The sequence below is a fragment of the Gilliamella sp. Occ4-3 genome (assembly GCF_001690675.1).
In the GTDB taxonomy this organism is placed as follows: Bacteria; Pseudomonadota; Gammaproteobacteria; order Enterobacterales; family Orbaceae; genus Gilliamella; species Gilliamella bombi.
Map to the genome: position 1 here is coordinate 134,596 of NZ_LZHR01000073.1, position 11,495 is coordinate 146,090.

Consider the following 11,495-nt stretch of genomic DNA (forward strand, 5'->3'; position numbering starts at 1 on the left):
TTTTTTTATTAAAAAACTTTAAAACCACAAAAATCCCTCATTATTAAATAGGTTACTTATAGTAAAAATAGTGAGTTAAAATTTTTAGAAAAATTTATACCTACTGGGGAGCTAATCTTATTTAGAATCAACCTGTTGGACGTGATAAAAATTAGCCACATTAACCTTTCCGTGCTATAAGCGTGTTTTTCGCTCTAAAAACGTTCAGGTAGACTATTGATTTTATTGAACTTTTATTTGCGTTTCTAAATAGAATCAAACAATTATAGGCTAGTTATTTTTTTATTACGTTGAATTTGGCTTTTTAATAAAAGCGCTTTTGTTATTTGATAATAGTTATTTAATAATAACTTGTTAATAACAGTCAGTTAATAGCAAAAGCGCAAGCTTTTAAGTCGTATCGGTCGGGCGCTATTTTGATTTTCTGCCATTAAAGCGCAAGGCTCGCAAGCTTTGCCTGCTCAATGCCCCTACGGCGCAGGGCTTGGTTCTTTGTTATATTGTCCTCTATTTGCACCATAAACTATTCCAGATCTTAAGGATTAAGAAATACACACTAAATCTAAGGTGCGGTGCAAACAGCATAATAGCCGAAGGTGGCCCCCATGTGATTGCTATTGATGTAGCCTGTATCAGAGTAGGCATAGAACTGACGGCCGGGTATGGCATTGCTCGTCCAATAACCATAGTGGGAGTGAGTGCTGTAAGCGAAGTCCGCATTAGCATAATGCGACATGTAGCCCCACTCCGTGAAAAATCCAGCTCCAATTCGACGCTGGTAATTATTTTCAGATGACGACGGTGTAGCACTAGAAATAGGAAAACTAGTTGTTCTGACTGCATTGGTTAAATCTCTTAACTGCGTAAGACGATACCCCAAACGACGACACCATGTTATTTGAGCTGGTGCTGTATCGTATTTACCTCCTCGGTTAACAAACCACTGCTTTAACTTAAAGCCATATTTTACTACCTCGTCATTAGTTTTAATATCTCTACCCACTAACTCAAACGTCTGCGGTAACACTGGCTTAGCAATTGGGGTGGGATTCGGATTAAGCCATTGATTTCTTGCCTCTGGACCTGTTAGCTTAACACGGGCGACAACTTGTCCCTTGTCTTCATCAGGAATCCACTTATCATTAGCTACAACATTTGTCACTGTCGCAGTGATTCCCCCCAAAGTAACGGGTTCCCATGTCAATTCATTTATATCTACTCCACTTATGAGTAAATCAAAATATAAGTTATGCCCACCCGTGGTCGGAAAATTTAGGTTGTATGATTCAGGACTGATTGATTGAACTAAGAAGCCCTTATCAGGATTCCATATATCAGCTGGACCTGCGAAGTTGACCCCACTCATATCTGCACCATTTTTACCAAATAGCAGATTCGGCCTTACATAATTGATAACTGGCGATGGTAGCATTATTGCATCACTACGATTACCTGTTCGATATTTTTTGCCATTCGCCTGTAAGTTCCATGAAGATGACAATAATAACAGCCCTAACACCAATAAGCTTTTTTGGGACAATTTTGATAATAATTTGAGAAATAATTTGGAAGGTATAAATGAGTTTTTTGTAAAAACTCGTCGAATAGGATTATTTGATAAATTTAAGACATAGGTTTGCCAGTGCTGGTGTCTGGTGTCTGGTGTCTAAAATGATAATGCATTATGGTTTACCTGTCAAGTAATTATTTGTTTTATTTAAATTTTTATAATTATTCACTTATTTAATAAGCTTGTTTCCCTATAGTGGTTAAAGTATAGCCGTTTAAAAAATAGTTGGCTAGTTTTTTGGCGAATTTTTTGTAAAGAAATGTAAAGATGAAAATAATCTTTTAAAAACTGTTAGGGTGTTTTACCTACAATCGCTTAGACTTTTGTTTATTACCTTTTGTTAGTTAGTTATTGTTTGTTAACTTCTGAATAGATAGATATTGGCTGATTATGTTGTGTAATCTTTAAACAAGCTTTAAATCCATTTTGCTTTATCATTTGTTTATGAGCTGGTAAATGACATATTTACTCATCATTACTTATGAATGATGAGGAAATATTTATTTTTTAATAACTTATTTATTATCTAAGATTCTATTGACTTTTATTAGATAATTACGTGACTCTTGCGAAACGTGAGAAGTGACTAGTTTTCGATAAACCTGCTGTGGTGTCATTGAGTTTATGATGTTGATAGCTTCATTGCGATCGTTAGAAAACGTACGCAACACACTTCCTACTCCTCCATTATAAGATGTAATCACGGCGTATCTTAACGAAATTGGGTTATTAATGCCTGCTAAGTATTTCGTTTTTAATAAAGATAAATAAGCTGTACCTATATCAACATTATTACGCGGATCGAGTAAGAATTTTCGACTTGGTTCACCCGATTTACCTTGTAATTTGAAAATATCACGCCCAGCGGTGTGTTGTTGTACTTGCATTAGTCCAAGTGCATCAGTACGGCTGACAGCATATGGGTTAAATGCAGATTCAACTTCCATAATGGCTAAAATCAAGCGTTCATCAATAAAATAACGATTAGAAGCTTCAGCTACTATTGGTAAGAATTTTCTAGCACGTTGATTTATGTGGTTAGGAACAAGTTTAATTTCAACATAAGTAATTTTATAAGAACCAGACCAACGAGTTTTTATATTATTGCTAAGCAGATAATCAGCAAAACTATTGGCTCTGCCACTCCAACGAATCGGTTGATGCTCTTGATCTAATACCTGATTGTATAAAAATGGTTCTTGAGATAAGTCTTGACTGATTTTGTCATGTCGTATAATGTCAACTGGCTCTGACATAAGTAATGTCGAAACTATCGCTTCTTTTAGGTTTTCTATTGGTGATTCTGCCATCGTTTCAATAGTAATCACACCAGAAACAAAGTTAATATGGACACGCGTTTTTAAATTATCTTCATATTGAACATAATCTTTAGGTCCTGCAATAAGGACTTCTTTCGGCCCCCAAATTTCTTCAATGTTATTAGCATATTGACTAATTAAAATATTAAAAGCATTAGTATCTTTAACATAATTGTTTTCATTTTTTTTTGAATTCGTACTAGGACAACCTGTTAGAAGAGTTACAGAAATAATTAACGCGATGATTTTTTTATTTTTTTTCATTTTACATCTCAATTTTGGGGTTTATATCCATCAATAACAACTTCTTCGCCTTCAAATAGAAATTTGATCATTTCAGCTTCAATTTTTTTTCGGTGTTCTAGATTCATCATATTGAGTTTATGTTCGTTAATGAGCATTGTTTGTTTTTTGAGCCACTCTTGCCATGCCTGTTTGGATATTTCGTTAAAAATACGTTTTCCAATCTCCCCCGGATAAAGTTGAAAATCTAATCCCTCTGCTTCTTTTTTTAAATAATGGCAATAAACGACACGGCTCATTTTTATCTCTTTTAAGTACACTCAACGAATAGTGGCTAATTATACCTGAAAATAATTATAGATAAGAAGAAAATTATTATATTAGTTGTAAATTGAACTCACCTTTAACAACTGAATATTAATTTAAAATATTTGAATAATTATTTACTTTACACCGTAATTAGTTTGATTAAAATGATATGGACTAGTTAATAAAATAAATAAGGATTAAACAATGCAGCCAAAAATCACACGTGAACTTTTTGATAAAGTTATTTTACCTATTTATGCACCAGCAAAATTTATCCCCGTAAAGGGTAAAGGAAGTCGTGTTTGGGATCAAAATGGTGAAGAATATATTGATTTTGCAGGTGGCATCGCTGTAAATGCGCTTGGGCATTGTCATCCAAGATTAGTTAAAGCATTACATGAACAAAGTGAAAAGTTATGGCATGTAAGTAATGTTTTTACTAATGAGCCGGCTTTAAATCTTGCTCAAAAACTTATCGATAATACGTTTGCTGAACGTGTTTTTTTTGCAAATTCTGGTGCCGAAGCTAATGAAGCTGCGTTTAAATTAGCTCGTCATTACGCAATACATAAATACAATCCTTATAAGACTAAAATTATTGCTTTTTATCAATCTTTTCATGGGCGTACATTTTTTACCGTCTCTGTTGGCGGTCAGGCTAAGTATTCGGATGGTTTTGGTCCAAAACCAGCTGATATTATTCATGTTCCTTTTAATGATCTTGATGCAGTTAAAGCTGTAATGGATGATCATACTTGTGCGGTTGTACTAGAGCCTGTGCAAGGTGAAGGTGGATTAACTTCAGCCACACCCGAATTTTTACAAGGTTTGCGTGAGCTATGTGATGAATATAAAGCGTTACTGGTGTTTGATGAAGTGCAGTGTGGAATGGGTCGAACAGGCAGTTTATTTACTTATCAGCAATATGATGTAAAACCCGATATTTTGACCTCAGCTAAAGCACTGGGCGGTGGATTTCCAATTAGTGCTATGTTAACAACAGACGAAATTGCTTCAGTTATGCATCCCGGTGTGCATGGTACAACTTATGGTGGTAACCCTTTAGCTTGTGCTGTGGGTTGCGAGGCTTTTGATATTATTAATTCTCCTGAAATACTTGAAGGTGTGCAAAAACGACGTGCTGTATTTATTGAGCAATTAGAGGAAATTAATGATAAATTTAAATTATTCCGAGAGTATCGTGGAAAAGGGTTATTGTTAGGCGTAGAATTACAACCCAAATTTCACAATAAAGCTCGTGATTTTTTGAACGTAGCATCCGAATTTAAAGTGATGATTTTAAATGCCGGACCTAATGTTTTACGCCTTACCCCATCACTAATTATTTCTGAAGATGAAATTAAAGAAGGTATGACTCGATTTGCGAAAGCTGTGGAAAAAGTTGTCAATTCTTAAGTTTTTCTATACAGTAACGGCATTTTAGTCAATTAAATGCCGTTGCATTTAAAGGATACTTATTTATGACCAATATTCACCAATTAAATTATGCTAAAACTCATTTTATTTTGAGTGCGCCTGATATTTCTCATCTACCTGTTGATAGTGGTGTTGAAATTGCTTTTGCTGGCCGTTCTAACGCTGGTAAATCAAGCGCACTTAATACATTAACCAATCAAAAAGGGCTTGCTAGAACAAGTAAAACGCCAGGTCGAACCCAACTTATTAATCTTTTCGAAGTTGAAGAAAATTGCCGTTTAGTAGATTTACCCGGTTATGGCTATGCTCAAGTGCCAGAGGCGATAAAGCGTAAATGGCAAAAAGCATTGGGCGAATATCTGCAAAAACGTGAAAGTTTAAAAGGTTTGGTTGTATTGATGGATATTAGACATCCGTTAAAAGATTTAGATCAACAGATGATTGAGTGGGCGGTTTCTGTTGATATCCCTATTATGTTACTGCTTACTAAAGCTGATAAATTAGCTTCTGGCGCTCAAAAAAAACAAGTTAATATGGTGAAAGAAGCCATTTTACCTTTTCAAGGAGATATTACTGTTGCTCCTTTTTCATCACCTAAGCGTATTGGACTTGAAGCTCTAAAACAAAAATTAGATGAATGGTTTAGTTTGCAATAAAGGATCATTCAATGAATAGTTCAACATTTTCGTTTCAATCTTTATCACCAGATTTAATTATTGATAGCCTATCTTCAATAGGATTGAGTATAGATTCTGGTTTGACTGTGTTAAATAGTTATGAAAATCGTGTTTATCAATTTCAAGATGAAGATCATAAACGTTATGTGGTTAAGTTTTATCGACCAAATCGTTGGGATCGTCAGCAAATTCTTGAAGAACATCAGTTTACTAAGCAATTAGCTGATGCTGAGGTTCCCGTTATTACGCCATTAACATTTAATAATACGACACTACACGAATATCAAGGTTATCTGTTTACGTTGTTTGCTAGTGTTGGAGGACGACAATATGAGATGGATAATATCGAGCAAATGGAATCTGTGGGTATGTTGCTTGGTCGTATCCATCAAATTGGTGCTAAGCAGACATTTTTACATCGTCCAACTATTGGATTAGAAGAGTATCTTTATCGGCCACAAGATATCTTGCTATCTAGCGCTTATATTTCTAAGAAAGTTCAAACTGACCTTAAAGATATTTTAGCCCAGTTAATAAAAACTGTTGAACAGCATTGGCATAACGATTGGCAGCCTATTCGATTACATGCCGATTGCCATGCGGGTAATATCTTATGGCGCGATAATGCAATGTTTGTTGATTTTGATGATTCTCGTAATGGCCCTGCAATTCAAGATCTATGGATGTTACTGCATGGTGATCGTCAACAGCAACGTTTACAGTTGGATTTATTGATTGAAATGTATCAGGAGTTTTGTGAGTTTGATCATCATCAATTAAAGCTTATCGAACCTTTAAGAGCGATGAGAATGGTTCATCATTTAGCATGGATTTTAGAGCGTTGGCAAGATCCTGCTTTTCCTATCGCCTTTCCATGGATTACTGATGAGGATTTTTGGCGTCAACAATTAGCTGAGTTTAATAAGCAAATTGATGCAATTAAAGCTCCTACAATACAGTTAATGCCAATGATGTGAATATAAAGCGTATTAATTGAGTAGTTTTAATAATTCGTTTAAATTAGGCTGGTTTGTGACTAACTTCTCTTTTTTTTGTTTAGAAAGCTGTTTTATTCGGTACTCAAGCCTAAGCGCCATCGATCTGTCACCAATATAGATCCGGTACACAATAGTTAAATCTTTTTGCCCTTTTAGATGCTTTGCACCTTTGTTGGTTTGATGTTGGTGAAGCCTTCTTTCCACATTTGTTGTAATACCAGTATAGAGTGATTTTTTTGCTGTTCTAATAATATATAAAAACCATTCGGATGCGCTATTAGACATAACTAACCAATAATATAAATTCAATTATTTAACCATAATATCATTTTAATGGCATAGCAAATATTCATCACTTTTTAATTAATACTATTCATACTACTAGTTAAACGTTACTGTTTCATTTACTTTAACGCAGATAATGTTTAATATAAGTCAATTTTTTTGATGTATTCTGGGATAATAAAATTTGAATAACTTTGCAAAAATTATTGAAGTTCAACGTGGCGATATGAAGTTCGCCTATGTGCAAAATGACGAAATCAATTATTTAGAACTTTTTGACCAATTTTTGGCAGAAGAAGGACATCATGAATTACTCGATCCTAGCGATAAATTAGAGCGATATACTTATTTAATCGATCATAATGAATCAAAATTTATTTTTAAAATTGATGGCGGTATTGAGCACCGTTTAGAGCGTCGTTTAATCGCCAAAATTACAGGCGACTTTTATTTCAATTTAATTCGTAAACTCGCCAAAATATCACTTGATAATGCCGATATTGCTTATGAACTGTATTTGGTTGCTTTCGATCAAAAAACTAAACGCCATTATATGATTTTTAACTTTATCAAAGGGCGCTCTTTAAAGTGGGAAGAAATGAAAGAGTATGGCGAGCAAGTTAAAAACTGTATTGAAAAACTGCATAGTTATAATTTAGTATCTAATGATATTCATGGCGGAAATTTTATCTTAACGCCTGAAGGAAAAATCAAGGCCATCGATTTAACGAACTCAGGATTTATTTGGCTAACTAAAGCCAATGACGCAATCGAGTTGAAAGAACGCTTTGATATCAAAATTAAGGTTCCTTTTTTTGCAATGGCAATTAAAAAGTTTACTCATGGGTTTAAACGATTGTCTCGGAAGATCCGAGGGAAAGAAGATTAATTATTCTACCATTGTGAGAGTTTGTTGATCCTGTAAAGGTTCGAGTGATTATTATTCAGTATAATCGTAATTTTTTAATTAGTGATATCGTGAATTAGTTTCGTTATCACGTATATCACTAAAAAATATCTCGATTAGTTAGAGGAAATTGACGAGCTTAAAAGCCATTTAACTTGTATCTGACATAAAATACATTTATTATAACTAGAGTAAAAACCTTTTTATTATCACAGAATTTAATATTCTGAAAAAGTATGTATTTTTTATTAATAATCTATAATAGAAATAAAAAATGTTTAAGTGGGTAGCTACCTTTTAGGCCATGCCTACTTTAGTATGCCCACCACCATTGGTATGGTAATTTTGACTTTTTTCTTTATGTCTATGATCCATTTCGGCGCACTCGATTTATAACGATGAATAAGGAAACATCATGAAAACACTAGATCCCAGCATTTACCCTTGGATTGACGCAGCAAAACAGGCGGTTAAACGAGAAAAAATCAAGTTTTGCCACTACTTCAGCTCAATTGAAGAAACAGGCGACCAAGCCGCTTATGATGCCGCTTATCCACTTTATATAAAGGCACTACAAGATTTATATGGCGTTGCAATTATCCCCCCAAGTACAGCAGATATAGACGAACTCAAAGCCATTGCGGCTGGTAATTTTCACCCGAAATTTAATGAAGTATTTCCTGATGTAGTATTTTCAGAAGATGATTGACTATTTATTTTATGGCTAATAAATTTATTCTTCCCAAAGATAAGCATGACAGAATTTTCGAGAATGCAATCAAAAATGAATATCTGAGATTTGTTAAACCTTCAAATAACCCTGAAGTAATTTTACTCCGCGGACAGGTCGGCTCAGGCAAATCAACAGTAAGAAATGAATACGCCAAAAACAATTTCTTGGTTATTGATACCGATGCTTATAAATAAACTAATTTTACATGGTTATTTCATCTAGTGATAAACTAAAGCTTGGAACAAAAACGTCTAAGAAGTAATTCATTTCAGGACTGTTACGTTCAGATAAAGTCTTTTTTAAACGTTGTTCTGCTAATTTAAACTCATTATTGCCCGCACTGAGCTCTTCAATCGTTTTAAGGTAAGCGCATAATGCATCAGCTTGTTTTACAATACTTTTCTCGATTTCGTCATAAAAATCATCATCAATTAATGTTCTAAAATCATCTTGTAACTCTTTAGGAAGCATATTGATAAGTTTATGCTGTGCTATTTTTTCAATCTTTTTATATTCAACCGTTATTTGTGGATTGTAATACTTTGTTGGTGTTGGTAGATCGCCAGTTATCACTTCCGAAACGTCGTGGTACATTGCCAGCAATGCAATTCTTTCTGGATTAACATTTCCATTAAATTTCTTGTTTTTAATTATTGCTAAGGCATGTGCAACGAAAGCAACCTGTAAACTATGCTCCGATACATTTTCAGTTCTTACATTACGCATTAAAGGCCAACGATTAATAAGTTTTAATCGTGATAAATGAGCAAAAAAATGACTGTTATTCATACATTATCCCTTTAATATAAAATAAAAACGCTCCTATTAAAAACAGGAGCGTCTATAATATAAAACAATATTACTTATATTTTATGCAAAAATAAGCTGTTGAGTACCCAATGCAAGTGGCACGATTTGCTCTTCTGTAAATGTGATATATTCCCATGCATTTTGTTTTGCTAGCAATGCTTGCAATAATTGATTATTCAATGCATGACCTGATTTATAACAAACAACTTCACCAATCATATTGTGACCGCTCATATATAAATCACCGATAGTATCAAGCATTTTGTGACGCACAAACTCATCTTCAAAACGTAAACCATCTTCATTAAGCACTTTATAATCATCAACAACAATTGCACAATCTAAACTACCACCAAGACATAAGCCTTTAGATTGTAATGCTTCAATATCACGCATAAAGCCAAATGTTCTAGCACGACTGATTTGACGAATAAATGATTCAGACGAAAAATCTAGTTGATAACGTTGTGAACTATTGTCGATAGCTGGATGTTGAAAATCAATAGTGAAATCTAGCTTAAAACCACTATAAGGTCTTACTTCAGCCCATTTATCACCATTTTCAACTCGAACTGTTTCTTTTACACACAAAAACTTTTTAAGTGCATTTTGTTCAGCAATACCAGCATCAAGCAATAAATAAACAAACGGACTTGCACTACCATCCATAATTGGTATTTCAGGAGCATTAACTTCAATAATAATATTATCAATACCAAGCCCTGCTAATGCAGCATTAATATGTTCAACTGTAGAAATACGAACATTGTCTTCATTTATTAAACAAGTACAAAGCATTGTATCACGCACAGACTTCGCATCCACAGGAAAATCTACATATGGATTTAAATCAGTACGACGGTAAATTATACCTGTATTTTCAGGCGCAGGACGTAATGTCAAAGTAACTTTTTTGCCAGTATGTAAACCAACACCAGTTGCTTGAATAGTCTTTTTTAATGTTCTTTGTTTCACTTTGCACCTACTTTTTTATTTACTCTTACCGATTTTGACAATAAAAAATCAAATAAGTTCAACTTTACTTTAATTCGCTTGCTTCCGTATGAAAGCTGGAATATCTAAAATCTTATGTTCTTCAAGAGGAGAAGCTATTGGTTCATTAACAACCTTAGCTAATTTATCTTCTTGTTGTCCCAAAGGATTGCTTCGACTAAATAGATCATTGTGTGATGCTGATTTAGGTATTTTAACTTCTGGACGTTTATCCATACCAATACCCGTTGCAACCACTGTTACTCGAATTTCATCAGATATATCTGGATCAAAAGTTGAACCAACAACAACCGTAGCATTATCAGAAGCAAATGCTTTAACTGTGTTACCGACTGTTTCAAATTCTTCTAAACCAATATCAAATCCAGATGTTACGTTAACTAATACGCCTCGAGCGCCAGATAAATCAATATCTTCAAGTAATGGGCTAGAAATTGCCATTTCTGCGGCTTCTTCAGCTCGATTATCACCACTAGCTCGACCAGATCCCATCATAGCATATCCCATTTCAGACATCACTGTTCTAACATCAGCAAAATCGACATTGATAAGACCAGGTTTAGTAATCAGCTCAGCGATCCCTTGTACTGCACCTTTTAAAACACCATTAGCTGCAGCAAAAGCATCAAGTAATTTAACACCACGACCTAATACTTTTAATAATTTATCATTCGGAATAGTAATTAGTGAATCAACATGTTTTGCCAACTCAGAAATACCTTGCTCAGCAAAAGCCATTCGCTTTTTACCTTCAAAACCAAAAGGTTTAGTAACAACTGCAACAGTTAGAATTCCTAATTCTTTTGCTATTTCTGCAACAACAGGAGCTGCACCCGTTCCAGTGCCACCACCCATTCCTGCTGCGATAAAAACCATGTCGGCTCCTTCGATAGCACTACGAATGACATCTCGATCTTCCTCAGCTGAATTTCTACCGACTTCTGGATTAGCACCTGCACCAAGCCCTTTAGTAACATTAGTCCCGATTTGGATAGTTTGACCTACCTTAATTCTTTTTAAGGCTTGCGCATCTGTATTTGCTGCAAAAAATTCAACGCCTTCAATATGTTCAGCAATCATATGCTCGACAGCATTACCGCCGCCACCACCTACACCAATAACTTTAATGACTGCTGCTGGTTCATCATCTGCAACCATAGGTTCAAACATAACTTATCTCCAAATTTACGATC

Annotated in this window: 13 protein-coding genes; 6 read left to right on the top strand and 7 right to left on the bottom strand. The window is 34.5% G+C overall.

Annotation, left to right across the window (positions count from 1 at the left end):
* Positions 1-562 precede the first annotated feature (562 nt).
* The 3 genes from A9G44_RS08515 to A9G44_RS08525 form a co-directional block, all read right to left on the bottom strand.
* On the bottom strand, positions 563-1,501 hold the full coding sequence (locus A9G44_RS08515; RefSeq protein ID WP_065610409.1) for a hypothetical protein: 939 nt from the start codon (positions 1,499-1,501) through the stop codon (positions 563-565).
* Positions 1,502-2,085: 584 nt separating this feature from the next.
* Complete coding sequence (mltC, locus tag A9G44_RS08520; RefSeq protein WP_034914627.1) at positions 2,086-3,153, bottom strand: membrane-bound lytic murein transglycosylase MltC; 1,068 nt, start codon at positions 3,151-3,153, stop codon at positions 2,086-2,088.
* Positions 3,154-3,161: 8 nt separating this feature from the next.
* Positions 3,162-3,431, bottom strand: a complete 270-nt coding sequence (locus A9G44_RS08525; RefSeq protein ID WP_034914624.1) for an oxidative damage protection protein — start codon at positions 3,429-3,431, stop codon at positions 3,162-3,164.
* Positions 3,432-3,645: 214 nt separating this feature from the next.
* Between A9G44_RS08525 and argD the strand changes: the two genes are divergently transcribed.
* The 3 genes from argD (at position 3,646) to A9G44_RS08540 (ending at position 6,532) form a co-directional block, all read left to right on the top strand.
* A complete protein-coding gene (gene argD, locus A9G44_RS08530; protein ID WP_065610411.1) occupies positions 3,646-4,857 on the top strand; it encodes a bifunctional acetylornithine/succinyldiaminopimelate transaminase in 1,212 nt (403 codons plus the stop codon).
* Between the two features lie 65 nt (positions 4,858-4,922).
* Complete coding sequence (gene yihA / locus A9G44_RS08535) at positions 4,923-5,534, top strand: ribosome biogenesis GTP-binding protein YihA/YsxC (protein WP_065610413.1); 612 nt, start codon at positions 4,923-4,925, stop codon at positions 5,532-5,534.
* Between the two features lie 11 nt (positions 5,535-5,545).
* On the top strand, positions 5,546-6,532 hold the full coding sequence (locus A9G44_RS08540; RefSeq protein ID WP_065610415.1) for a serine/threonine protein kinase: 987 nt from the start codon (positions 5,546-5,548) through the stop codon (positions 6,530-6,532).
* A gap of 12 nt (positions 6,533-6,544) precedes the next feature.
* Here A9G44_RS08540 and A9G44_RS08545 read toward each other — a convergent pair whose 3' ends face one another.
* A complete protein-coding gene (locus A9G44_RS08545; RefSeq protein ID WP_034914645.1) occupies positions 6,545-6,838 on the bottom strand; it encodes a GIY-YIG nuclease family protein in 294 nt (97 codons plus the stop codon).
* A gap of 184 nt (positions 6,839-7,022) precedes the next feature.
* Between A9G44_RS08545 and A9G44_RS08550 the strand changes: the two genes are divergently transcribed.
* The 3 genes from A9G44_RS08550 to A9G44_RS08560 all read left to right on the top strand — a co-directional run bounded on the left by A9G44_RS08550 (position 7,023) and on the right by A9G44_RS08560 (position 8,672).
* A complete protein-coding gene (locus A9G44_RS08550) occupies positions 7,023-7,727 on the top strand; it encodes a lipopolysaccharide core heptose(II) kinase RfaY (RefSeq protein ID WP_065610417.1) in 705 nt (234 codons plus the stop codon).
* A 433-nt stretch (positions 7,728-8,160) separates the two neighbouring features.
* A complete protein-coding gene (locus tag A9G44_RS08555; RefSeq protein ID WP_065610418.1) occupies positions 8,161-8,454 on the top strand; it encodes a hypothetical protein in 294 nt (97 codons plus the stop codon).
* A gap of 11 nt (positions 8,455-8,465) precedes the next feature.
* Positions 8,466-8,672, top strand: coding sequence for a zeta toxin family protein (locus A9G44_RS08560; RefSeq protein WP_143426354.1), 207 nt, complete (start codon positions 8,466-8,468; stop codon positions 8,670-8,672).
* Between the two features lie 7 nt (positions 8,673-8,679).
* On the opposite strand, the gene yfbR is transcribed toward A9G44_RS08560, so the two are convergent.
* The 3 genes from yfbR to ftsZ form a co-directional block, all read right to left on the bottom strand.
* Positions 8,680-9,267, bottom strand: coding sequence for a 5'-deoxynucleotidase (gene yfbR / locus A9G44_RS08565; RefSeq protein ID WP_065590386.1), 588 nt, complete (start codon positions 9,265-9,267; stop codon positions 8,680-8,682).
* An 81-nt stretch (positions 9,268-9,348) separates the two neighbouring features.
* A complete protein-coding gene (gene lpxC, locus A9G44_RS08570; RefSeq protein ID WP_065610422.1) occupies positions 9,349-10,263 on the bottom strand; it encodes a UDP-3-O-acyl-N-acetylglucosamine deacetylase in 915 nt (304 codons plus the stop codon).
* 69 nt (positions 10,264-10,332) lie between these two features.
* A complete protein-coding gene (gene ftsZ, locus A9G44_RS08575) occupies positions 10,333-11,472 on the bottom strand; it encodes a cell division protein FtsZ (RefSeq protein WP_034910168.1) in 1,140 nt (379 codons plus the stop codon).
* Positions 11,473-11,495: the final 23 nt, after the last annotated feature.

Bases quoted from the DNA above. Each gene is read 5' to 3' on its own strand.
- mltC (WP_034914627.1), bottom strand. From the start codon at position 3,153: ATGAAAAAAAATAAAAAAATCATCGCGTTAATTATTTCTGTAACTCTT.
- A9G44_RS08525 (WP_034914624.1), bottom strand. From the start codon at position 3,431: ATGAGCCGTGTCGTTTATTGCCATTATTTAAAAAAAGAAGCAGAGGGA.
- argD (WP_065610411.1), top strand. From the start codon at position 3,646: ATGCAGCCAAAAATCACACGTGAACTTTTTGATAAAGTTATTTTACCT.
- yihA (WP_065610413.1), top strand. From the start codon at position 4,923: ATGACCAATATTCACCAATTAAATTATGCTAAAACTCATTTTATTTTG.
- A9G44_RS08540 (WP_065610415.1), top strand. From the start codon at position 5,546: ATGAATAGTTCAACATTTTCGTTTCAATCTTTATCACCAGATTTAATT.
- A9G44_RS08545 (WP_034914645.1), bottom strand. From the start codon at position 6,838: ATGTCTAATAGCGCATCCGAATGGTTTTTATATATTATTAGAACAGCA.
- A9G44_RS08555 (WP_065610418.1), top strand. From the start codon at position 8,161: ATGAAAACACTAGATCCCAGCATTTACCCTTGGATTGACGCAGCAAAA.
- A9G44_RS08560 (WP_143426354.1), top strand. From the start codon at position 8,466: ATGGCTAATAAATTTATTCTTCCCAAAGATAAGCATGACAGAATTTTC.
- yfbR (WP_065590386.1), bottom strand. From the start codon at position 9,267: ATGAATAACAGTCATTTTTTTGCTCATTTATCACGATTAAAACTTATT.
- ftsZ (WP_034910168.1), bottom strand. From the start codon at position 11,472: ATGTTTGAACCTATGGTTGCAGATGATGAACCAGCAGCAGTCATTAAA.